Origin of the sequence: Chryseobacterium vaccae, from assembly GCF_009602705.1 — a bacterium.
Lineage (GTDB): Bacteria > Bacteroidota > Bacteroidia > Flavobacteriales > Weeksellaceae > Chryseobacterium > Chryseobacterium vaccae.
The window spans coordinates 2,631,958-2,655,615 of record NZ_VSWH01000001.1 but is presented as its reverse complement, the minus strand read 5'-3'; the positions used below and the strand labels follow the sequence as shown (position 1 = coordinate 2,655,615).

The 23,658-nt window shown below is 37.9% G+C and carries 24 protein-coding genes and 1 riboswitch; of the genes, 2 read left to right on the top strand and 22 right to left on the bottom strand.

Features of this window, described 5'->3' with window-relative positions; translation table 11 throughout:
* Nucleotides 1–8: 8 nt before the first annotated feature.
* The 4 genes from FW768_RS12115 to FW768_RS12100 all read right to left on the bottom strand — a co-directional run bounded on the left by FW768_RS12115 (nt 9) and on the right by FW768_RS12100 (nt 3,768).
* A complete protein-coding gene (locus tag FW768_RS12115; RefSeq protein WP_153395766.1) occupies nt 9–1,793 on the bottom strand; it encodes a GEVED domain-containing protein in 1,785 nt (594 codons plus the stop codon).
* A gap of 70 nt (nt 1,794–1,863) precedes the next feature.
* On the bottom strand, nt 1,864–2,457 hold the full coding sequence (locus tag FW768_RS12110; RefSeq protein ID WP_153395764.1) for a hypothetical protein: 594 nt from the start codon (nt 2,455–2,457) through the stop codon (nt 1,864–1,866).
* Nucleotides 2,447–2,917, bottom strand: a complete 471-nt coding sequence (locus tag FW768_RS12105; RefSeq protein WP_153395762.1) for an RNA polymerase sigma factor — start codon at nt 2,915–2,917, stop codon at nt 2,447–2,449. Before FW768_RS12105 ends, FW768_RS12110 begins: the two co-directional genes overlap by 11 nt.
* On the bottom strand, nt 2,917–3,768 hold the full coding sequence (locus FW768_RS12100; protein ID WP_153395760.1) for an alpha/beta fold hydrolase: 852 nt from the start codon (nt 3,766–3,768) through the stop codon (nt 2,917–2,919). The genes FW768_RS12105 and FW768_RS12100 overlap by 1 nt, the downstream gene beginning before the upstream one ends.
* A gap of 448 nt (nt 3,769–4,216) precedes the next feature.
* On the opposite strand from FW768_RS12100, the gene FW768_RS12095 reads away from it, so the two are divergent.
* Nucleotides 4,217–4,432 carry a hypothetical protein gene (locus FW768_RS12095; RefSeq protein ID WP_062697447.1) on the top strand — a complete coding sequence of 72 codons (216 nt, stop codon included), beginning with the start codon at nt 4,217–4,219 and terminating at the stop codon, nt 4,430–4,432.
* Nucleotides 4,433–4,749: 317 nt separating this feature from the next.
* Here FW768_RS12095 and FW768_RS12090 read toward each other — a convergent pair whose 3' ends face one another.
* The 3 genes from FW768_RS12090 to FW768_RS12080 all read right to left on the bottom strand — a co-directional run bounded on the left by FW768_RS12090 (nt 4,750) and on the right by FW768_RS12080 (nt 7,787).
* The gene (locus tag FW768_RS12090; protein WP_153395758.1) at nt 4,750–6,042 is read right to left on the bottom strand and encodes an MFS transporter; all 1,293 of its coding nucleotides are present in this window, start codon (nt 6,040–6,042) and stop codon (nt 4,750–4,752) included.
* 14 nt (nt 6,043–6,056) lie between these two features.
* Nucleotides 6,057–6,941, bottom strand: a complete 885-nt coding sequence (locus FW768_RS12085; protein ID WP_153395756.1) for a hypothetical protein — start codon at nt 6,939–6,941, stop codon at nt 6,057–6,059.
* Nucleotides 6,942–7,034: 93 nt separating this feature from the next.
* Nucleotides 7,035–7,787, bottom strand: a complete 753-nt coding sequence (locus FW768_RS12080) for a DUF3575 domain-containing protein (protein ID WP_153395754.1) — start codon at nt 7,785–7,787, stop codon at nt 7,035–7,037.
* A gap of 268 nt (nt 7,788–8,055) precedes the next feature.
* Between FW768_RS12080 and FW768_RS12075 the strand changes: the two genes are divergently transcribed.
* Nucleotides 8,056–10,140: a TonB-dependent receptor plug domain-containing protein gene (locus tag FW768_RS12075; protein ID WP_153395752.1), complete on the top strand. Its 2,085-nt coding sequence runs from the start codon at nt 8,056–8,058 to the stop codon at nt 10,138–10,140.
* 203 nt (nt 10,141–10,343) lie between these two features.
* Here the strand turns inward: FW768_RS12075 and FW768_RS12070 are convergent, their stop codons facing one another.
* The 15 genes from FW768_RS12070 to FW768_RS12000 form a co-directional block, all read right to left on the bottom strand.
* Nucleotides 10,344–11,324, bottom strand: a complete 981-nt coding sequence (locus tag FW768_RS12070) for a T9SS type A sorting domain-containing protein (RefSeq protein ID WP_153395750.1) — start codon at nt 11,322–11,324, stop codon at nt 10,344–10,346.
* Nucleotides 11,325–11,637: 313 nt separating this feature from the next.
* Nucleotides 11,638–12,282 (bottom strand): 3,4-dihydroxy-2-butanone-4-phosphate synthase, encoded by a 645-nt coding sequence (gene ribB / locus FW768_RS12065; RefSeq protein ID WP_153395748.1) that lies wholly within the window; start codon nt 12,280–12,282, stop codon nt 11,638–11,640.
* A 90-nt stretch (nt 12,283–12,372) separates the two neighbouring features.
* Nucleotides 12,373–12,498, bottom strand: a riboswitch (FMN riboswitch).
* Between the two features lie 106 nt (nt 12,499–12,604).
* Entirely contained in the window at nt 12,605–13,147 is a 543-nt protein-coding gene (locus tag FW768_RS12060; protein WP_153395746.1) for a hypothetical protein, read from the bottom strand.
* Nucleotides 13,148–13,633 carry a GDYXXLXY domain-containing protein gene (locus FW768_RS12055; RefSeq protein ID WP_153395744.1) on the bottom strand — a complete coding sequence of 162 codons (486 nt, stop codon included), beginning with the start codon at nt 13,631–13,633 and terminating at the stop codon, nt 13,148–13,150. It abuts the gene before it with no gap.
* Nucleotides 13,620–14,690: a DUF4401 domain-containing protein gene (locus tag FW768_RS12050; RefSeq protein ID WP_153395742.1), complete on the bottom strand. Its 1,071-nt coding sequence runs from the start codon at nt 14,688–14,690 to the stop codon at nt 13,620–13,622. Before FW768_RS12050 ends, FW768_RS12055 begins: the two co-directional genes overlap by 14 nt.
* Nucleotides 14,680–15,636 carry a DUF2157 domain-containing protein gene (locus FW768_RS12045; RefSeq protein WP_153395740.1) on the bottom strand — a complete coding sequence of 319 codons (957 nt, stop codon included), beginning with the start codon at nt 15,634–15,636 and terminating at the stop codon, nt 14,680–14,682. The genes FW768_RS12050 and FW768_RS12045 overlap by 11 nt, the downstream gene beginning before the upstream one ends.
* 101 nt (nt 15,637–15,737) lie before the next feature.
* On the bottom strand, nt 15,738–16,469 hold the full coding sequence (locus FW768_RS12040) for a phytanoyl-CoA dioxygenase family protein (RefSeq protein WP_394349975.1): 732 nt from the start codon (nt 16,467–16,469) through the stop codon (nt 15,738–15,740).
* A gap of 27 nt (nt 16,470–16,496) precedes the next feature.
* Nucleotides 16,497–17,255: an ATP-grasp domain-containing protein gene (locus FW768_RS12035; RefSeq protein ID WP_153395736.1), complete on the bottom strand. Its 759-nt coding sequence runs from the start codon at nt 17,253–17,255 to the stop codon at nt 16,497–16,499.
* A gap of 17 nt (nt 17,256–17,272) precedes the next feature.
* Nucleotides 17,273–17,626: a DUF2200 domain-containing protein gene (locus FW768_RS12030; RefSeq protein WP_153395734.1), complete on the bottom strand. Its 354-nt coding sequence runs from the start codon at nt 17,624–17,626 to the stop codon at nt 17,273–17,275.
* 11 nt (nt 17,627–17,637) lie between these two features.
* Nucleotides 17,638–18,417, bottom strand: a complete 780-nt coding sequence (locus FW768_RS12025; RefSeq protein WP_153395732.1) for an alpha/beta fold hydrolase — start codon at nt 18,415–18,417, stop codon at nt 17,638–17,640.
* Nucleotides 18,418–18,777: 360 nt separating this feature from the next.
* The gene (locus tag FW768_RS12020; RefSeq protein ID WP_153395730.1) at nt 18,778–20,022 is read right to left on the bottom strand and encodes a WD40 repeat domain-containing protein; all 1,245 of its coding nucleotides are present in this window, start codon (nt 20,020–20,022) and stop codon (nt 18,778–18,780) included.
* Between the two features lie 52 nt (nt 20,023–20,074).
* Nucleotides 20,075–20,872 (bottom strand): hypothetical protein, encoded by a 798-nt coding sequence (locus FW768_RS12015; RefSeq protein WP_153395728.1) that lies wholly within the window; start codon nt 20,870–20,872, stop codon nt 20,075–20,077.
* Entirely contained in the window at nt 20,823–21,572 is a 750-nt protein-coding gene (locus tag FW768_RS12010) for a hypothetical protein (protein ID WP_153395726.1), read from the bottom strand. Before FW768_RS12010 ends, FW768_RS12015 begins: the two co-directional genes overlap by 50 nt.
* Nucleotides 21,573–21,808: 236 nt before the next feature.
* The gene (locus FW768_RS12005; protein WP_153395724.1) at nt 21,809–22,795 is read right to left on the bottom strand and encodes a dienelactone hydrolase family protein; all 987 of its coding nucleotides are present in this window, start codon (nt 22,793–22,795) and stop codon (nt 21,809–21,811) included.
* A gap of 12 nt (nt 22,796–22,807) precedes the next feature.
* The gene (locus FW768_RS12000) at nt 22,808–23,635 is read right to left on the bottom strand and encodes a carboxypeptidase-like regulatory domain-containing protein (protein WP_153395721.1); all 828 of its coding nucleotides are present in this window, start codon (nt 23,633–23,635) and stop codon (nt 22,808–22,810) included.
* Nucleotides 23,636–23,658: the final 23 nt, after the last annotated feature.

Below are 23,658 nucleotides of genomic sequence, written 5' to 3'. Positions count from 1 at the left end.
CATGAGTCTTAGAACTTCAGTTTTTTAGTCAGTACTTTTCCATCTTCCAGAACGGCTGTTACAGTCACGATACTATTCTTTTGACTGACCGGGAATCTGTATTCTGTAGCTTTAATACCATTTTGATTCGTAAGAAGCCTTCCTGAAGCATCATAAATGTGCAGAGAATTTATTTTGATATCACTTCTTACATACACAAAATTCTCATCTTTAAAAATATCAACCGTATTTTTTCTGGCTGTATCCTTTGCAGATAATGAATTATTCTGACTGATAATCACCGAATAATCTTCTACCTGTCCATATCTTGGAGTATAGCAGGCGGTAACTGCTGTACCGTTGTAATCACCAATTACCCTCATTCTTAGCGGAGTATTGAGTACTGCAGTGGCAGGTGGAGTTACGGAAGCTGTAGCCGAAGAACCATTGCTTATGTTGCTCTGATTAAGAACCAATTCAGTTGTTTCATTGAACTGTCCGTCATTATTGTAATCAATATAAGCTTTAATGATATGCGGATTACTTAAGCCCGGCATCACAGTAAGAGCAGTAGATGTTCCTGATGGAATAGTGGTTTTTGATGTTCCTAAACAATACGTTCCGGTAAAGTTTTCATAAAAGTTATTAGCTGCCTGTTTATAATGAGAAGAATAGTTATTAATGTTCCCGAATTGTACACCAGTCACTCCGATATTAAAGTTCCCCGGCGTGGTGATAGAAGCAGGAACGCAAGCTGTGGCTAATACAGAACTGTTAGCCGGAATTGCTGAAGATGCTACCGGAGAATTGATTAATGATTGTCTGTACTGCAGAAGCTGCGCTGTAGCACGGTCTGTCTGTCCTTGTGTAAATAAATTTCGGAAACAGAACGTGTAAGCCATCACATTTTTTTCACCACCGGCATACACCTGGCTGGTGCATGGATTGATCTGCCCGGTCTGGCAGGTATTGGGAACAGAAGAGTGGTAAAGACTTTTCATCGGCTCAGTATCACATACAAGATCTCCCTGAAGGGTACAATCTGTGTTGGTTGGGCAGTCTCCGGTAGAGGTATTGTAGCCCTCATGGGTATGGCGCAGGCCTAAAGCGTGTCCGAATTCATGGGCCAAAGTTTGGGCATTTACAGCTGAGGCACTGGTCGACATGAAAGAATAATCATTGGTTCCTCCCGGGTAATACGCAAAGCCATTCAGTAATCCGGAGTTAGAAGCCAGTCTTTTTACGACATATATGTTATAATATTTGCCGGTATCCCACATTCCGAGAGCTGTGATGTCCGATGCGGTTACAGCATTAGTGGTATTATCATTGTTGACACCGCCGCTTACGTATTTCGGAAGATGGGAAGCATTGATTCTGTTGATTCCGTTGGTAGCATTACAGCTGGGGTCTATTTGGGCAAAAACAAATTTTACCGGAAGCACAGCACTGGTTCCTGCCATTCCGCTGGATGAGCTTCCTGCAAAAACGCCGTTGGTATAATTAATCCACGCTATAATATCCGCATCAGATTTATTATTAGGAGTTCCTATGGCGCTGCCATCTCCAACAACATGTACTACAACCGGAATTTCATAGACTTGATTTTTATTGAATTTGGATGCAAGTTTTCCACTTTTGATCAGTTTGGAGAGCTCAAGATTGAAAGCATCATCACGGGCTTTCTCTTCGGGAAACCTTTCATAGTGCTTTTTCATCAGTTCATCCGTTCCACATTCCTGGAATTCCAACTTCTGTGAATAAAAACTCGTGCATAATCCCCCGGAAATAAGAAGAAATAATAATTTTTTCATAGTATTTTCGATTTAAATTTTTCAATTTTAAAAATAAATAAAAAATACCATATAATGAATACTGCCTGATTTATAATTCTTTAAACTGATTGTTGAGCTCTTCAAATTTGCTGATCAGTCCATTCAGTTTTTCCTGTTGTTTTCTTACCGTTTTAGGCCTTATATAGAACCAATTGAAACCAAGCCAGGCCAAAACAGCTCCATAAGCTAATACAGCGGAAGAAAATTTCATCAATGAAGTGTATTCATACATATACAGACAGATTCCCAGAAACAGCATGATGAAATAAAGATTGAGCATAGTCGTTTGCATAAACTTCTGCTTATTCTTCACAGCATACAGGCTTTGCAGATACTCACTGTTGGATTGAGTAGTATCAGTTTTGTAAAAAAACATGAACATTCGGTTATAGGCAAGCAGAAAAATAACCATTGCCAGGATAACAAGTACGATTCCGATTTTTGTAGTCATCATTTGAGGCTGGTAGCGGAACCAGATCAATGCAATGCCGAGGCAGGTGGCGATCAGGGCAATATTAGTAAGAATCAGCCTGCGTAGGTTTTCATTTCTGAATTTTTTCAGTCTGCCAAGGAGTTCTTCCATATTGGGTTTGTTGGAAGCCTGTTGTTTCCATATATTTTTGAAATCAATATCAGTAGCCATTTTCTTTAAACTTTTGCGTTAATTTTTCTTTTATCCTGTGAATTTTTACCCGGACGTTAGATTCTGAGAGTCCGGTAATCTGGGCAATTTCTACCTGTTTTATTTCTTCAAGTTCCAGAGAGATAATGATCCTGTCCGTTTCCGGTAATTCGGAAATAAACCGGTAGAGCAGCTGGATCTGGGGTTCCAGAGATTCCTGTTTCTTTTCTTCCAGGTTTATGGGAAGTTCTGTTTTAGCGAATTTTTTCTCCTTTTCAATCTGGCGGAGACAATTATTGGAGGCAATTCTGAAAATCCATGTTCCGATGCTGGATTCATTTCTGAATTTCGGAAGCTGCTGCCATACAATAATAAACGTTTCCTGAGCCAGATCCCGGGCGAGCTCTGCGTTATTGATGTATCCCATGCACAGCCGGAATATTTTCTGCCAGTAGAGTTCGTATATATTCTCAAATATCATTATTTCGCAGATAAGAAATTATTCAGCTGATTCAGATACCAGTCTTTATCATCATACATAATAAAATGTAATCCTTTGGATGCATATTGAAAGTCAGCATTTTTTAAATTTTTATACTGTCCCTCAATAGCCGGTTTGAAATTGATAAAGTAAGATTCCAGTAAAATAAGGGAAGGGCATTGTATGGATTTGATTTTCTCCCTTAAATCCGTATTGGAAAAATCACAATACATTCCGGCAAAAGTTTTCCGGTCTGATTTTATACTCCATCCGATAACGGTTTCCTGCATGGAAGTATCTGCCAGAAGGCTTGGGATAGCCTGAGCCTGCATTGCACGGAATTGTTCATCGGACATAGCGGTTAGGGTATTGATCATTGCTGAGCAGTCGTTGTTTTCTTTGGATATAAAATTGGGATTGGATAGGGCGGCCAGACAGGGAAGAGCATCTACAACGACAATTTTGCCCGGCAGTTCCGGATAATCAGCGGCAATGGCCAAAGCGAGACCGCCTCCCATACTGTGTCCAATGATCATCGGTTTTTCTATCTTATTATTTTTGATGTAGGCGGCAATTCCATTTTCCCAATCTTTAAAACTGGCATCTGGCTGTGGTTTTGTTCCTGCAAATCCAGACATTGTTAGCGTATAGCAAGTGAAATTTTTTTCAAATTTCGAAGTGGTGTCTTTCCATACCTCTCCGGAAGAAGCAAAGCCGGGAATCAAAATAAGCGCCTGCTTTCCGGTTCCGGTTTTCTTTATCTCAAACGGATAGGTTTTTTCCTGACCAAATACATTGCATGCTGCAGCAAAAAATAACAGAAGGATAAGAAGGAATGTGAATTTTTTCATGATTTCTAAAGTTTTAAGATTTATTTGTCTTTTAGAGACGAACCTTTTTAAAATGTTACAAAACTTTTTCAATTTTTTTTGAAAAAATATTTTTTCCGCCTTTAAACTCCCGTTATAAAGCAATGTCATAGGATTTTTATAATATAGTATTCATAGGGAGCTGTCGTAATGAATTAGTCAGACTGAACTAAAAAAATAAAATAAAAATGCTTTGATAATCATGGTTTCCGTTAGTTTTGTTGTTGTTTTTAATACTGTCAAAAATACGGAATGTGTATCAAAAAAAATAAAAACATCTTTTAATGGTAAAAAAAACAATAAAATATTGTGAAAGTACTATGTTGTATTGATAAATTTATTAACTTTAATTAAAATTTGATAAATAACCCTAGCTTGGAAAGGGGTATGAACATAAATAGTATTTTTTAACTTAAATCCAACAATATAAATGAGCACCAGTATCCAAGACGAATTTAAAGTCTTTAAAGATGAATTGAGAAAATTGAATATCGAAGTACAAAAAGTAGTAAAAGTAGGAAACGGAAGTATGGATTTTCATGAAGTTTTCTATAAATCGCCAAGGTATGAAGAGGTAAAGAGCGTGTATGTCCAGCGACATACTCTGGACAGCATGATTGAAAAATTTAAACAAGCTTATCATTAAAAAATATACCGTTCGCTGCAGATTTTCTGCGGCGAACGGTTTTTATTCTCTTGTAGATCAGTAGAGGTTTGCGTCATAAATAAATGAAGGTTTCTGAAACCTATAACGATTGATGCTTAAGTAAAAAGGTTATTCTCGTCAACTAATATGCAGCAGATAACGCAGATTTATTTTCAACTTTAATAAAAAATACTAGATTTTTTTAACTCCTTAAGTAAGCTTACGGTATTAAACTTTGAAACGGCTTAGTGCCAAGTTTTGCGCTAGTGACAGCTATAAAAACCATATTTGTAACTCCCATTTTCCTTTCTTTAAACTCAATCTTTATCCAATGCTGAGTTTTCCTTGGTATCTTTCATGGTAGCATACACAATCAGCGAAAATAAAATACATCCCGTGATATACCAGTAAAAATAATGCTCTGATCCTATCTTCTTAAACCAAAGGGCAATATATTCCGCGGTTCCTCCGAAAACAGCTACTGTAACAGCATAAGGGAGACCTACGCCAAGTGCCCTGATCTCAGAAGGGAACAGCTCTGCTTTTACCACTGCATTAATCGAAGTGTATCCGCTTACAATAATAAGAGCAGCCATGATCAGGAAAAATGCAGTGAGCATAGAAGTCGTATTGCTTAATGCTGTTAAAAGAGGAACTGTAAACAAGGTTCCTAAAATACCGAAGGCCAATAACAGTGGTCTTCTTCCGATCCTGTCTGATAATCCTCCGAACACAGGCTGAAGGCAGGCAAATATAAATAAGGAGACAAAAGAGATCAGCGTTGACTGCTCTTTAGTAAGGTGAACCGTATTCACCAGAAACTTCTGCATATAGGTGGTATATGTATAAAAAGCCAGTGTTCCGCCTAATGTTAAACCAATAACGGTGAGAAGTGCTTTAGGATGCTTTAATAATTCCTTTACGGTCCCTTTCTTTTTTTCGCTGGTTTCTTTTTTATTCTCAAAAGCTTCCGTTTCATGTAAATTTGATCTGAGGTATAAAGCAACAACCGAAAGTACAGCTCCAATCACAAAAGGAATTCTCCAACCCCATTCTTCCAGCTGAGCTTCTGTAAGAATTAATTTCTGAAGGACCAGCTGAACGCCGAGAGCAATAAGCTGGCCGCCAATCAGGGTTACATACTGGAAGCTTGAATAAAATCCCCGTCTGTTCTCAGATGCCATTTCGCTGAGGTAAGTAGCAGAAACCCCGTATTCTCCGCCAACACTCAGCCCCTGAAGCAGTCTGGCGAGGAGCAACAGCATTGGTGCAAGAATTCCTATTGAATGGTACGTAGGGGTAAGGGCAATAAGTAATGACCCAAAAGACATCAGCAGTACAGAAAGCGTCATCGCTTTTTTTCTTCCGATTTTATCCGCAATACTTCCGAATATCCAGCCTCCGATAGGACGCATCAGAAAACCTACGGCAAATATTCCCGCTGTATTCATCAACTGTGCATTCAGATCGGAATCAGGAAAAAATGAATGGGAAAAATAGATAGCAAAGGCTGCATATGCATACCAGTCATACCATTCCACAAGATTTCCGATGGAGCCGCCAATAATGGCTTTGATCCTCTGCCCGCTGGTTATAGATGATGTGTTCATATATCGGATGAGGATTAGTTTTTGCCAAAAAATCTTTTTATTTTGCCCAGTAATCCGGGCTGGGAAGGAGAGGGTGAATAATCCGGCTCAGGTGACTCTGTCTGATCATGTGGCGGAGCAGCTTCAGCTAAATTCTCTGCCTCTTTTCTTTCTGTAACATGAACTCTGTTGGGTTCCTGTATTTTCTGACCTGTTAATCTTTCAAAATTAATTTTAGCCTTGTTAAAAATCTCCATTTCTACCTCAGGGCGGTCATCCACATGATTTATTTCAGGAATGATACCGGAGCTTAATTTTACAGATTCACATTCAAAATCGTTCATAATTCCCTGGTGAATTCTTATGGCTGTCTCGGTTTCGCCCACTTTTTCAAAACTCTCAGCGAATTGAAGCATATCTTCTCCTATCTCATACTTTTCAAGAGTATTACCAATGGAGTTGCTTATTTTCGCCTTTGCGACGGCAAGATTGGCGATGGATTTTTCTTCCCCTGGGTTGTTTTTCAGAAGATGGATCAATTCCTGAATACTTTCTCTGATTTCAGGTAAAACCCTGAAATTGTCAATATGCTCGAGATCTGAAAGATAAAAATTCTGATTCATGGCTTCAGTGGCAAGATACTGAATATGGGTACTCGTGATGAATGCCAGATGAACCAAAAGAATAGCATATTGTTTCAAATGATCTTCATTGATCTCAGATTTTTCAAGGGCTTTGTAAAGCTGAAGTCCTTCTAAAAATTCAATCTGGTATCTGTCACAGGGAAAACTATCCTCATTGACCTCAACAGAGTTGTTATTTAATATTTCATAAAGATATCTGTGGATCTGAAGCTCTTCTGAATTTTTCAAAGCTTCTTTAAACTCTTCAAGTTTATTTTGTTGTATCAGTTCTATCATTTTCCTGGTATATTGAGCGCCAATATACAAATTTCATCCAGAAATAGAGTGTATCCAAAAAGAATAGTATTGATTGTATTCACACCAATTACTTTAAAATCTGTATCCCAGGGAAATTCCGCTTCTGAAACCTGCCCATGGCCCGTCTACTTTTACTTTTGCACCGTTAGGATTCGTTTCTACGGTGTAATCTACAAACGGGAGATCCAGGTTTTCAATTTCTTTTTTTAGCTGTGCCTGCATATCGGGAGTAAGAATATAATCTGAAGTCATGGTGAAATCACCCGTTCCGCTGCCGTAATGAGCTCCTGCAATCCAGAAATCAAGAACAAGATTCTGGCTTTTGGTGAGGAAAAACTGCGCGCCTACCATCAGTCCGCCGCTGTTGCCACTGGTACTTCCCTGACCTTTGAGCGGAATCTGGTAGGTAGTGCCACCTGGAGCATTATAATCGTAATAAAAATCAAAAGTGTTGGAGGAAACATCAGAAAACCGGTAATAAGGGGCAAAATAAAAACCCCTGCCATAACCTTTTCCTATATAAAACCTTGGCTCTATAGTGAAATTGGTCGCTTTTACCCGTAAATTCTGAAATCGTTTTTCATCTTCATCCTTTAAAAAAGCATTGATAAAAGGAACTTTTCCCTGCAGCATGGTTCCGAATCCTATATTGAGCGAAAACCATTGGTTGATGGCTCTTTCATAGGAAAGGTTGATATTTCTGAACGCATAAGCAGTCACGTTGGTCTTAATGATATTCATTTTGTCTGCAGGAATGGTTTCGGATTCCTGCGCACTGGTTTTCAAAAACAGAAAACACGGAATCAGAATAAGAAATTTTTTCATGACGGTATATTTTGTGGTGTAAAAAAATACCAGCAAAAAACGGGCAGAGAACTAAAAGTATTTTAATATGATTTCATTTTTAACTTTCAAATAATAATATGAATGTTGAATTGAGGGTTGTTGGCGGGTTTAGGTAAAGAGATAAATAAGGAATTAAAAATGAAGGTCTTATTTTTTTTAATCTTCCTACCTGGCTATTTATTGTAAAAACCGAATGTAGCAAATATAGGAGTTCAGTTGTCCTAATAGTATAAAACTAATTTCTGATATGAAAAAAACAATCTATACCCTTTGTTTTCTTAGCAGTATTTTCATGTTCTCGCAGGAAGCAAAAAAGGATACAGTAGATACTTCAAAAACAAAAGAGATCCAAGAGGTCATTCTGAAATCCCAGCGGAAAAAGCAATTTGCGGATAAAGCGGTCTATACTTTTGATAAAGAAGCGCTGGAAAAAGCCCGTTATGCCAAAGATCTTCTCCGCACTCTTCCGGAACTGCAGCTGGACCCTATTTCCAATACTATCACGAGCACAAAAGGAGGAACAACGCTGTTTCTTATTAATGGGGTTGAAGCTACAGACCTTCAGATCCGAAGTATAGCCCCCAATGAGGTGGTAAAAGTGGAATATTATGACATTCCGCCTTCACGCTGGGCAACGAGAGCTGATACTGTGGTGAATATTCTGACGAGATCTACAGAAACTGGCTACCTTTTAGGCGCCGATGTTACTTCTGCACTGAATACCGGATTTGTGAACGCTTCAGCCTATGCTAACTACACAAAAGGGAAAAATGATTTTGGTCTCGAATACTCCCTTAGTCTGAGAGATTATGACAACAGGAAGGTAGAAAGTATTTATGATTATGATCTGAACGGACAGCATTACCGTTCGGAAGAAAAAAGGACAGACCATTTCGGATATACCACACAGAATATTGCATTGCGTTACACCCGCATGGTTCCTGATAACTACACCTTTCAGGCTAAACTGAATATGGATCTCGTAAGCAGCTTTTCAAAAACAAAAGGGGAGAGTTTATTTAGAAAAGACAATGCAGAGGAAAAGCATGAGATGTTCAAGAATTACGGTTCAGATTATATCAATCCTAAGCTGGATCTGTATTATTCTAAAAAGATAGGCAGTAAAGATGAGCTGAGCATTAATGCAGTAGGTTCTCATTACAATACGGATATTACAGAATTTGCGAAGGAGTGGGTAATCTCATCAGGGAATTCTGTGTATGATAATGATATGATCCTGAAAACAGAACAAACTAATTTTGTAGGTGAATTAGCTCACACCCATGATTTTAAAGCGGGGAAATTATCATCCGGCTACCGTATTTCGGGTTCTTCTATTTCCAATGATCTGAATAATCTTGCAGGATATTCACAGTACAACGTTAATTATATGGAACAGTATTTCTATTCTGAATTTTCAGGAAAGAAGGATAAATTCACTTACAGGCTTGGTGCCGGGCTTACTAATATTCACAATAAAAGCGCTGAGAATACTTTTAATGAATGGTCTTTTACCCCAAGACTTATTTTAGGGTATCAGCTGAAAAATAATCAGAGCCTGAGATTTACGGGAAGTTATACTCCGGTAAGTCCCGGAAGCAATGCGCTCAGCAGTAACGTTGTACAGCAGGCTCCGAATATTGTACGAAGAGGTAATCCTTTTTTAAAGTCACAGCAGGTATTTTCCAATAATTTAATTTATTCCCTGAATAATAAATATTTTGATTTCAATGCGTCCCTGTTTTACGTTTATACAGATAGGATCATCAATCAGTATTATGTTCAGGATGATACTTTCGGAGGTTATGCACTGACTTATGAAAATGCTAAAAACGGACAAAAATACGGTCTGCAGCTTACAGGATCTTACAAACCTTTCGGGAATAGCCTTTTGGTTTTAAAAGGAATGATAGCTCCGGTATCAGAAATGATCAGGACAGCATCAGGAGAGCTTATCAAAAATAATTATCTTTCCAATTATTTAGTAGCGTCTTCAGAATATAAGTCTTTCAGTATACAGTATATGTTCAATATTCCGGTGTATACTTTAAGCGGAGCTTTCCTTATGACCAATGAGAACAAAAATCACATTTTTGCCAATTATAAACTGAAGAGCTGGACATTTACCACAGGAATGTACTGGATAGGAATGCCTTCGCATTATAAAACAAAAAGTCTTCCGCAAAGTTTAGTGAACTACAATGTTGATACAAAGATTATGAATAACAAATCCATGTTTGTTTTAGGAGTAAGCTTTGATTTCTCAAAAGGTAAGAAAACAGAAATTCAGAGAAAGCTGAATAATGACACAGCTCCGGCAGCTACTTTCTGATGTTTATTACAAATTAATTCATAAAAAAATCCGTTCAGAAAAATGCTCTGAACGGATTTTTTAGTTAAAGCTGTTTAACCTTTTTTATTAAACCACAAAAGCCACAAAAGATTGAGATACTTTATTTAAAGTTGATCATTACTATGGAAAAAGAGCTTTTGTGCCTTGTGGTTAAATTTAAACAAGTTTGTTGAGAAAAAGTTTTATTTTTTAATGAATTTTGTACTTTCTTTCTTAGCATCTTTTCCAGAAACTTCTATGAAATAAGAAGATGCCGGAAGCTCAGAAATCTGTACTTTTCCGGATTGGATATCCGATGTTTTGATTAGTTTTCCGTCTAAACTGTATATTTTAGCAGTAGAGTAATTTGCATTTTCCCCTATAAATCCGATGAAGTCCTGTGCAGGATTCGGATAGACTTTGAAGCTGTCTTTTTTTACCGTTTCCTTCGTACCCAGGAAAGTCAGGCTTAACGCCTGTGCCGCTGTAGTAGTCTGGTTCATGTTAAGGGCAGGAACGTTGATGTTGGCACTGGTATAAGATAATAAAGGAGCCTTGTTGGTACCGTTGTAATACAGGTAAGAAGTATTGGTGATGGTTCCGGCCGGGAAAGGACCTACTGTAAGGTTAAAAACCTGAATTGATTTTATTCTTAAGACATTCGTATAGGTATTGGGGCCAATGATCAGGGTTCCGGAGGCATCTGCTGAAATATTGACATTCCCGCTGAAATTTCCGGAAGCTGCTGATGAAGAGAAAGTTCCCTGTGCTGTATCGGTTTCCGTATAACCAAAAGCTGCAGGATAAGATATATAAGTTCCGTTGTTTGCTGCGAAATTTAAGGTGGCATCAGGCGTAATAAGTCCGGTAATTTCCAGTTTAGAAGCCGTTTGTTTAAATAAAATAGTGTTACCGCCTCCTGTCATTTTTATGGTAGAACCGGGATAAGTGGTGATTTCCCCTGCATCAGGAGCCGAATATACCGTTGGAGATGCAGCACCTTGTGTGAGAGAAGCATTGCTGAATACTACATTGTTACCGGTAGCAGAATTATCCACCGTTCCGTTGATGATCACATTATTTACCGTTTCGCCCACAACAGGGTCGTTAAATGCTTTGGTAATGGTAGTTTGTGCAGAGCAAAGCCCGAAAGCTGTGAGTGCTAAAAGTAGAGTTTTTTTCATGGCCAAATTTTTTGTTAAAGTTAAATAAAAACAAGAGTTAATTTTAACATAATCTATTTTTTAATGAGAAATTTCTAATAAAAAAGCTGAGTTTGGGTAAAGAAGCCAGGATTAAAGACTGGAAGATGGAAGAAGGAGGCCGGAAGTTACCTTTAGTTATAGTATTGAAGGCCTCCGTAAAATCAAATTATCTAAATCAGAAACTTTAATTCCGAACTGAGGTTAAAAATAGCCATCCGGTAAACCGAACGGCCATTCTGTACGTTAAATATAAGGTATTTGTTATTCAGCCTTCTTTTCAGGCTTCCTGTCTTTAGTTGCTGATCATTGTGCGGTAAGCATGAATATCTTCAATGGTTACAACACTCATTTCTCTTTTGATGGCAAAATCAACGATTTCCGGAAGTCGGGCCATTGATCCGTCTTCATTGGTCAGTTCGCAGAGTACGGCATCATCACCGAGATTGGCGAGCTTTACAAGATCTACACTGCCTTCGGTATGTCCGCGTCTTTCGAAAACACCGTTTTGTTTAGCAATCAGAGGGAAAACATGTCCCGGGCTTGCAATATGAGCAGCCTGTGCGTCTGCTGCCACCGCAGTTCTGATGGTGGTTACACGGTCTTTAGCCGAAACACCAGATTCTACGCCTTCTCTGGCTTCAATAGAAATGGTAAAAGCGGTTTGATTTTTAGAGTTGTTATTTTCCACCATAGGACGGAGGTTCAGGTGCCTGCTTTTTTCTTCCGAAATACATAGGCAGACAATACCGCTGCATTCGCGGATCAGCAGTGCCATATCCTGTTCTGTAATGGTGGATGCGGGAAAGATGATATCGCCTTCGTTTTCGCGGTTTTCATCATCTACTAAAAGAATTCCTTTTCCCTGTTGTAATTTAAGAAGTGCGTTTTCTACACGTTCTGTGGAGGTTGCTCCAAATTGTTCTAATAATTTTTCCATGTTATTTTACTTTTAAAAGGTAAAATAGTCTTCGGTACATGGAAATGAAATACGGCACAATAAGCCCGTAAGGAATCTTACTGACCGTTTCATTTTCTTCTCCCATCCAGACTTTAACTGTCGGTTCCGGAATTTCACCAGATCAGTCCCTTCAGAAGAAAGGAGTCGCGGACTGTAACCGCCGGTAGGGAATTTCACCCTGCCCCGAAGAAAACTTATCCTAAGTTTTGCTGTATGTTTACTTTAATTTTTTTATTTCACTATTTTCTATTTAACGTACAGGCCGCTAATTTCGGGAAGTTTTTTGAGATGGAGAAGCGTTTTAACGGTTAATCTGCTCAACAGGATATTTAAAGTCCGGATACTGAATATCAAAATCTTCCGCATCATCATTTTTTCTTTCACACCAGCCTGTAGATAATTCAATATCACCTAATCCGAAAAAGAAATGTTCATTTTCATAAAAACGGATGTTATATTCTTTAAAATGATCTTCTGTTTCCTGGATCCTTGTTTTATATTTTCCCAGCTTTTTCTTATTCATCCAGAAAAATGAATATTCTGAATAAACGGTTCCTGCTCTTACCTGTGCATATTCAAAATCCAGGTGATTTAAAATGTCTTCAAATTCCCGGATGAAGTGATGAAGGTCGTATTCATACTGAAGAAACCATTTGGCTGTTCTTCCGAAAGAAATCAGAGCGTTTTCATAGCAGTAAGGAATTTCCAGGGTAGATGTAGAAAATATATCGGGATGAAAATAATAGTAGTCCTTAGCTTTCATCCTGTTTTGAAGAAAATCAAGAAAACCCTTGTAATCGGAATCCAGCATAATGGCTCCGAAAAAATAATTCCACTGATTCATTTAGTTGATCTTTTTGAGATTTTTATCATAAAGCCCTATGAGTAAACTGTTTCCGTTTCCATCAATTTTTATACCGCCGTACGCTGCTGTTTCATATTTTTTGGCATGTCCTTCCTGGAAAAAAAAAGATTCTGCACCGATATTGACATTCCAGTCATCAGAGGTGTAATTAATAAGGTATTCACCAGCTTTCAACGGGGTTTTGTTTTCCTGAAACCGTCCTCTATGAGCCACCCCGTTTTTATCAAGAGTTACTACGCAGTAACCGCGCTTCAGAATACCTTCTGTTCCGATAGTGTTGACAATAGCATATCTTAAACTCATATAATCACCCTGCATCAGTGACCGCGGATCTACAGGGGCAAGTTCCAGTAAAATCAGCTGCCCATTTTTAAGCAAATCTTCTTTTTTGATAACCGAATAATTAAAGTATCCCAATAACAGGATGAGATTGAAAAGAATGATGAGCCATTTATATTTTTTCATGGGAAATCAGTTTTTTGTGGATGAATGCATAAATTGCCAGGAACATGATCCCCGAAGAAAATAAAAGGATGGATTTAGTCAGCAGTGTAAACTGAAGATCGTAATACAATTTTCCGATGAAAGAAATCAGAGCTACACAAGCCAGTACCCATCCGGTTTTATTGTTGACAAGGAAGCTTAGTAAAATAACAAGAATGGCGCCGGATATTGCCGGAGATAATGTTGTTGGCAATAAAATTAAAGCGGTCAATACATAAATGATGATCTTGAAACGGGAATGGGTAACCTGTAATTTTTTTAATAAAACAGAGACTACATACAGAACAGCCAGAATGATCACTGCCGAGGATAACCCGTTGTAGAGTGTCAGCACTGGTATGGATAATTCATCTTCAAATCCAATATAGCCCAGCCCGGCTATGAATGATAACGTCATTCCTATACAAACGGGATCGTATAATCCGGAGAGAATTCTGTTGGCGGTGATGATCTTTGCTTCGTTAAGAAAAATAAAGGTGACGATGAGTGCCTGAACTGTAATGAATATATAGGTTAGATCATATAAATCGTTGGTGATAATAAGTGACAGTATACTTCCATTGAGAATGAGTACAGAAATGAAGGAAAGAATATAATTGTGAACCAGAAGCAATACACATAATGCAATGCCTATAAAGGTAAGCTGCATGGTGTTATCGTGACTGGAAAGACCAAACCCGAGAAGTGAAAATCCCGCAACATAAAATGAAACAGATAGAGTGTCTGTTATTACTTTCTTTGAAAACCTGCTGAGAACCGCAGAACCTGCAATACAGATTCCTCCAAATAGAATAATTCCTTCTTTTGAACTGAATATCTGGGCTAAGAAAAGAAATCCGATAAATGCCAGACAGGCGAGTATCCCTCCGAAAATAGATAATATTTTGATGGCTAATGACTGGTCCGTTTCTTTTTTCTGATAGACTGAAACAATAGCTTCTTCATCAAAATGGATTTCCCTTTCAGTTGATGTCCGGAGAGCATCCATCAACTCTTTTATATTTTCTTTATTTCTCATTTTTCCACTTTTTTTGAAGGTTGAGCAGATTTTTAATAACCAGTGTAATGCTTCCTAATATAAACAGGGAAACAAATAAAAATGAAGCTACATTTTCTCCTGTAATCCGGAAGATGAGGACGGTTATGATGATGACAATACTGAGCGGGATGACGGCAAGATAAAAGATGTTTTTTACTTTCAATGCATATAGGATTCCTAAGGCATAGACTACTACGACAGGTACAGCCAGAATAGCTAGTGCTGAGGTCTGATTATCAAAAATTCCGATAACGATTCCACAGGTGGCAAAGCTGGCAACAGCTAATGAAAGAACGTTTGTAAACCAGCTGGGTATAACTGCTTTTTTGTACATGGAAATCAGAATGCCCGATACTAATATCATCCCATTCAACAAAAACAGAATGGTAAAAACATAAATCGGCCCCTGATCATTGCCCACCTGCTGGGTATACAAAACAAAAGTGGTATTGATTAAAATGATATAGATCAGCCATAAAAGAGCAAAATCAGAGATAATGACCCACAGAGTGATAAAAATAGTCCATGCTAAAAAGAAATCGTAAGCATTGGCTCCGGTCTGATAGATCTGCCCGAATACGGCAAATAGAACCCCAACCAAAGCGGCTGCCCCGGTAAGAATAATTTTCCGGATATTAGGATTGATTTTAGGAAGAAAGGTAAGTGCAGTTGCAGCAATAACCAACCCTTCTGTCAGTCCGATTTTTGCAAACTTGGGTAAATCTGCCCAGTTGTAGGCAAAGAAAAAAATGATTCCGGATACGGTAAAACCAATTCCAAGGGTCATTAAAAATAACTGAAGAAATTTCTGCCAGGAGCTTTTATCGGTGTAAATATGTTTTTCCAGAATCTCAGCGACTTCTTTTTCAGTGAGATCGCTGTACCTGCTGAGAATCTGAATGTCTTCTCTCTGTATGTTTTTCATATAAATTTTGAATGGATAATCTGTTTTTTAGGATCTGAATGAACTTGCATCATTGAACAATTCAAATCTAAATATTAAATTTCTGAATAGAGAAATGATGGTTAAAATAAATCCGTATTTAACAAAGGTAATTCTTCTTTTGCAGGATGATTCTTAAAATCAATAAAATCCCTGAATTCAGGGGTGTCATCACAGAAAATAATATCGAAGGTAAACCGATCGTTCCCGTAAAGTCCTCTGTGAATCATATTGGCGGAAAAAACAAGCAGATCACCTCTGTTTAACGAGATTTTCTTTCCTCTTTCCAGATCATCCCCTGGCTTTCTGTTATTTATTGAAAGTCTGGTTTCCTGTTCTACTTCCTGATCCCATTCTCTGTGAGTCCCGGGAATCAATTCAATGCCGGATTCTGCTTTTAGGGGAATTCTGAAATGAAGGACATTTTGGGTGATCATATTTTTCTTCTGTTCTTCAATGGTCATTCCTGTATACTGAATGTCACGGTGCCAGTAATTGCTCTGTTTACCGTTCAACGGATCAAAAAATAACTGGGTATTGAGAAATATGGCTTTTCCGGGAAAAAGAGTGTGGATAAGTTGTGAAATCTTTTCCTGAGAAATAAATTTGAATAGATCCAGCCTTTCCTGTCTGGTAATTTGTTGAGCTGAGGTAATGCTGTGACTGTTGATCGCTCCGGCTTTATAATCTGCGTCATTATCTTTCAGCCAAGCCCGATGAAAGGTATGGAGAATCTTTTCCAGAGGCTGCAGTTCTTCTTCAGAGAAAAACTGCTCTAAGTAAACGTATCCCTGATGATTATAATTCTGCTCTATATTCATAATGGTTTTTTATAGCGGATTTTAACTTTCCGGTGGAAATATTGCGTCTGCAATTTCTAACCATCTTTCCAGTAATAAATCGGTGTATATTTCCTTATCGAGACCATAAGATCCCAAGGCATACCCGTCATTCCATTCAACTAATGCCGTACTTCCGTTAGATAAAATACCAAAGTCAATACCATATCCTCTGGTTTTTTCTTTCGAATTTTCCAGATCATTTATTGCATTCCGGATGACTTCCATATCAAGTTTATATTTATCATCACCGTTGTATAATTGTATGCCGACAATCTTTGAATTGTTGACAAAAACCCTGTATTCTGCTTTCCAGTCTACTAATTGTGAACAGTAGAGTTCCGTGTTTTTTGAAAATTCAGATAAGAGGTAAAAATCAGAAACCGATTCCATTCTGAATCCGGTGAAAAGCTTTGTATCAGATTTTGGTTTAACAAAAACGGGGGCAAGCTCTCCGTCTATATTTCTTGAAAGTTCATGGATGGTGGTTGTCCATATATTTCGCTGGAGATACTGATGCAGACATTGGGGATAACAATCTGAAGGCGGATTAATTTTATATTTTTTGAAAATTGAAGAAAAAACAAAATGATTTCCGGCAACAAACGTGGTACGGTCGATATTCAGTTGATTTCTGAAAATCTTTTTATCTGTGAAAAGTTCGTATCCGATATTTCTTTTTTCTAATACATCGATTACGTCCTGATGTTCAGGTTCCAGTTTTTTATTGCCGTATTCATGGATATAAGCTTTTTCTATCATAGTTTTTTAATACCTTATCAGGGTGTTCTTAATATTTTCTCCATCCTTTTCCCCTTGGCCAGTTCGTCAATGAGTTTATCCAGATACCGGATATTTCTCATTAATTCATCTTCAATATCCTCTACACGATATCCACAGATAACGCCTTTAATCAGGGAAACATTCGGATTGATTTGTGGTGCCTGTTCAAAAAATGTTTTAAAATTGGTTTTGTTATCCAGAATATTCTGCAGGCTCTTTTCATCATATCCGGTCAGCCAGAATATGATTTCATGAACTTCATCTTTTGTACGGCCTTTTTTCTCTGCTTTTTGAATGTAGTGAGGATATACACCGGAAAAAGCCATCTCATAAACTCTTGTATTCTGCATTTTTATATCGTTTAGCGTAATTCTTTAATAACCTTGTCCAGTATGCGGTTGAATTCTTCCGGTTTCTCCAGCATCGGATAATGGCCGGTTTCAGTAATGGTTACATAATCGTAATCTTTTACATATTTCCGGTTATTTTCAAGGTGGGTAGGAGAATTATCAGAATTAATGGCTCTTACCGGAATCTGAACCTGTTTGGCAATGTCTCTGAAATCTGTTTTATATAAAGGCATCAGAAGGCTGATCGCCATTTCCGGTTCGTTCTGTAAGAATTCGCTTTGGAGTCTTTCTTTTACTGCTGCAGGTGTTTTTTCCGCAAACAGGTATTGAGGAAGAATATTTTCTACCGCATTTTTAAAATCGCTCCTGTAATGGGTAAATAGGAACTGTTCTGCCTGCTCTTCTGAAAAATATTCATCCAGATTTTTCAAAGTATCTATCAGGATCAGTGATTTTACTTTTGGAAGTTGTAAGGCAGCTTCAAGAACATATGCCCCGGACATAGAATGCCCTACAAGTATAATCTCCGAAGAATTGATACTGTCAGCCACAGCTTTAATATCGTCAGCGTACCGAGTGCTGGTCCAGTCCTGTCTTGAAGCATCTGATTTTCCATGTCCGGCAAGATCCACGGTTACCATATGATACTGATCATTGAAATATTCCAGCTGCTCTTTCCACCATTCACTGTTGCCTAACCATCCGTGGATAAAGATGATAGTTGGATTTCCGCTTCCTGCTTCCTGATAATAAATTTTCTGTCCGTCTGAGGATACTGCATATTTTTCCATGGAAATTATTTTGTCTTTAAAAAACTAAATTACAAAAAATCAGTATGTATAGCCCGTTGGACTGTAAAAATATATGTGATCAGCGGGATCTGTGGGAAATTGAAATGAATGTTGGTAAGTGCAATGCGCAAGGCTTTATATAGTATACTGTTTTTAAGGCGCAAGAAAACCCAAGGTTCTCAGCTATTTTCAGCTAAGAATTATGCAGATTCAAATTGGTTTATACATTTTGAAAATAGATTTGAGGCTTTGTGTAGCTCTGCAATATGGTGAAATTAAGAGATCTGCTTTATCTGCCGGATCTGCGAGCATATAAAAATTCCCACAGATCAGCAGATGTTTTTGTTGTATTTCAGGAAATTACCATTTCCAGACTTGCGGTTCGTTATTCCAGATCAGCAGCCTGAAATCTTCATAATGTTTCCCGTTGCCAATGGTGTGGGTATCTCGGTGCCCTTTTCCGAGTTTCAGTTTGTGCAGCATTCCGGAACATGAACCTACCCAAAGGGTTTCTTCGTTATCAGAAAGTACCATTCCGCTGATGGTGGATCCTAAAAAGTGTCTCCACAGCTGGTTTCCGTTTTTATCAAAAGCTTTGATATATCCATATGCATCGCCAAGAATGTAATAATCTTTTGTGGAAGCTCCTGCGTATACTCTCATTCCTTCATCAATGTAGATAAGATCATCACTTTCTGTGTAAGCTTCAATGGCTGCGCTTTCATACTGATCTGAATTGATGGCAATGGTAATTCCGTTATAGAAATGGCAGGAATTGGTAATCAGCTGGCTGTCGTCTTTAGAAAACAGACAGAAATGGGGATAAGAAGACTGAGGTCCTACTGATCCTATACTGTTCCCTTCAGCATCCAGTATTCTGTGGTCATAATCCTGATCTCCTACAACAATGTAGGTGTTATCATGGGAAAGGGTTGCATTTTCCATATCGATATCCGGTGACCAGTCTTCTTCGTCATCTTCATTGATAGGATGGATCAGTTTCTCGCTGTTTTTTGAAACCAGGTAAATACCGTTTGAAGAAACGATCAGGACTTTGCTTCCGTCATTGAACGGGATCATTTCTGTAATACCGGAATCTATCGTTTGGTCAAATGAGAACTCCTGAATCAGTTCGCCGTCCCAGTTTTTATACAATGAAATAGTCTCATCACGGGCTGTGGCGAAGATATTTCCCTGTTTAGATTTTCCTATGGCATGGATGTCTTCGTTAAGCGGAGTGATTTGATCATGATCAAGAAGGTAGGCCTGTCTCTTTTCATAGTGGGCTCCGGTTACGAAAACTATTTTTTCATTCTCAATAAAACACATCTGTTCGATACTCTGGGATTTCTCTTTCATTAAAGGAATCATGGGAGTGTGGGCAGGAGGAAACTGTTCTCTGAAACGTTCTGTGTCATTATTCAGGTTGGCAGTTTTCAATAACTCAAAAACTTCGGTTCCCAAACGGTCTCTTTTATCCTGTGGTTCTTCACCTTTCCAGTTTTCCCAGCCGTTCTTTTCGCCGAATTCTACCATTTCATTGATTGCTGTTGCATAGTGTTCTCCTTCTGAGAACCATTCTTTTTGGATTGTAGTGTTTTGCATGAAGTCGTGTATTTTGTCCTGTTTAGGGATAATATGGGGTAAGATAATTATTTTATTTGAAATATACCGGGTTATCATGGCTGCCATTGATCTTTATATAACTTCCTTTCAGCAGAAGGGGATTAGTATTCCCTGTTTTTTTGGCAGTAAATTCAAGGCTTATGATGCTCAGTTTTTCACCGGATTTAAGAAGCTTTTCTTTTGGAATTGAATAACTGCCGTCTTTCCCGATATTCAAAGTGTCGGTTTTTCCCGGTGTAGCAATGGTTATATTAGGGTTTTCTTTGTCTTTTTTATCAAAAGTTTTTGAGATATAGAGTTTATTCACATCATGAAGTTCAGACCAGCGTACGGAGAAATCCTGACTGGTTGTGCTTTCGGTGGTGGTGATGCGGGAAGGATCGCTTAATTTCAAGGCCGGAATATTGCCCAAAGCGAATTTTTTACCGTTGGCCAGCTGGATTTCAACCTGATACTGCTCATTTTCCGGAGGAATATTTTCAAGCCGGTATTGATAGCTTTTGGTGTAGTAAAGCTGCTGTATGACTATATACTCCGCTTTTTTCCGGTTGACCCATATGGTAATTGAATCACTGCCGATTTTCTTATCCTTTTTATCGTATAAAGCTACCGACATGATATTGTCTGCCTGGTCTGTTAAGCTCTGATAGAGGTCGATTTCTGCTTTTATATCAGAAATATCTGTAATTTTTGAGGCAGGAACAGGTCCGGAGCAGGAGATAAGCAAGAGGATTCCTAAAAGTGGTATTAAGTATTTGGTGAAGTGCATGGCGGATTGGTTATGGGTTAGTTTTAAAATAATCTTCATTAATACTTCCTTCAAATTCATTTGAAATCATATTTTTTAATCTGTATCTGAATTTTGTTTTAAAGTTTCCTTTAATTTTAGGCTCAAAAACAGTGGCAATCTGGTTAGGTTTTAACATGATATACTGAATTCCATTTCCACAGCTATATTTTCTTATACCGGAAATTTCCTGCCAGTTATTTTCTTTATCTAAAGCTTCAAATATTAATGGGATATGATTGCCAAATCCTAGCATAATGTCCTGATCTTCAAGATTGTGAATGGTTACGGGATAACCGTCATAATAGGTTGTTATCGTAGGAATTTTAATAGTAGGTTCTTTGCCTTCGATCAATCTGTCTATTTCTGCCTCTAAAACTTCCGGAGATATTTTAGTAGTATCAGTTCTGGTTATTGTTAATGGGGTAGATTGTCGGATATCTACAACTATTTTTACGTTTTTATATTCATTTTTGAATTGCTTGTGCAGTTCATCATCAGGCCGTTTATAATTATTTTTGAGAATAGGATTTTCTTTGGGATAATTATTGTAATTCAGTTCAATAGGTGATTTCAGATCTCCGATATATTGAATGTTTTTATGATAAAAGAAATAAATGTCTTCGGTTGTTTCAAGTTTCTGTTCTGAGATATTTTTATCTGAAATAATATACTCAGGATATTTTATCTGTGCAGAAAAAAAACATGAAAAGAATATAAATAGTAAGGGAAATATTTTCATCGCTTTATTATTTTGAATTAACAGGAACATATTCTTTTTCAATGTAATCATTAATGAGTTGAAATAAACGCAAATAGGATCAGCAGGCTCTTTTTCATTTTAACAGGTCTGAAAATTGAAGATTTAAGTTACAACATGTAGTATAATAACGTAAATTCGAGCCAAAATAGTTTTAAAGGTTTAATTGATAGGTCACCGCTTTAATCCTTTCTCTTCCGACTTTTCCTTCTGTAATTTTATTTTCCCACCCATTCCATAAATTCCTCAAAAACGCTCATCCATCTATCTTCTGGTTCTTCATCCGGATTTGTTGGAACCGTTTCAAATCCATGATCATATTCAGGGTAAATTTTAAAGGTTAAATTCTTTTTATGTTTTCTGATGAATTCCGACCGGATCAGCAGGGTAGACTCAATGGGAACCGCCTGATCTTTGGAACCGATAGCCGCAAAAATAGGAATGTTGATTTTTAAAAGGTTTTCCACGGCGGGTTCTGAAAATTCATGCCATCTTTTGTAGGTGTTGTTCTGCCAGAAAGTACTGATATTCGGCGAAGCTTCTATTTCTCCCAGTTTTGTATATAGGCTGTCTAATTTTTTCAATGCTGTATTTTCGTCAATTTTCCCTTCATTGGCTTCTTTTCTGATCATCAGCGCAAAATCATGATATTGTGTGCTTCCGCTTCCGGACCAGAAACCAATATGGGTTATCTTTTTATTAATGGTTCCTAATTTAGCTACAACATCACTTCCTTCCGAATGCCCAATCGTCACTATTTTTTTAGGATGTTTGATCTTTTTGCGGATCACATCTTTAATCACCTGATCATACTGCCAGGTCCTGTAGCTTAAAGATTCGTTTTCATAAAAGCATTTTGGAGCACGATATTCTTTATTCACCGTTACAAAAGGGACACATTTTTTTGAAACCATAATAAAGGCATAATCCTTTGGCAGCTTTTCCAGATCAAACGGCATGGTGGAAACTTCAGAAACGACTCCTTTTTCTTTGGTTACGCTGAACATCGGAAAAGCACCGGAACCATGAATGAACAACAGGATTCCGGTAGTATCTGTGATTTTCTCAGGCGAATAGACATAATAGTTAATCGTATCATTCTTTTTGAATACTGAATAATGGCTGAACCGTTCATAAGAAGCTTGTGACTGTGAAAACGCCCAGAAAAAAACAAACAGAGAAAGTCCGGATACTATTTTTCTCATATGATGGATTTTTTATTTCTCTACTTTCAGATCAATATGTATGGCTGGTCCGGCAATAGTGGTTTTCATCCAGGGGCTGTAAAATTTTCTGTAATACATGCTTTTAAGTAAGGCTCCGCTTAAGTAAATCCAGCCGTCGAATCCGTTCATCACCTGCATCGATACGAAGAAATCCTGTTTATCAACCCAGATGTTTTTATCGCTTACGTCAAAAGAGAATGTGTTATCCACAATCTGATCTTTGGTCAGTTCTACGCTCAGATCCTCTGTAATGATGGATTGTCCCGGAAATTTATCGTTTTTTGAATAGACATTAAAGGTAAGCAAAATAGGTTGATCCGTTTTGATATCAACAACATTAAGGTTGATTTTCTGAAGCTTTATTTTTTTTCTGTTATTAAACAATACAGCCAATTCTTTCGACTGATCCTCTTTGGTTCTTGCCGGATTGTATCCGAACAGAATTTTTTTTGTTTTGGCGGTAGTCCCCCAGTTTTTATTGGTGTATTTTTTAGGATTGATGGCCACAGGCTGCAGCTCGGTAATTTTTTCGCGAAGGAGAATATCATGACTTTTGGCCTGAATGAAATCCTCTATTTTCTGATTAAAGTTAACATATCCGCCCATCTGAACGGTGATCATTTTGTTTTTGTCTGCATTCGTAAGATCAATGGAGTAGCTGCCTGCTTCATCTGCTATCGCGCCAAGTTTCTCTTGGTCTACGCCTATCCGGGCATAAGGGACAGGTTTGTTCTCATCAGAAAGTATTTTTCCGGCGATGATCTGTGCATTCGTATGACTTAAAATCAGTAGCAGAGCACTACTTAAAATTGTTTTCATGGGTATTGTTATATGGTTTTTGG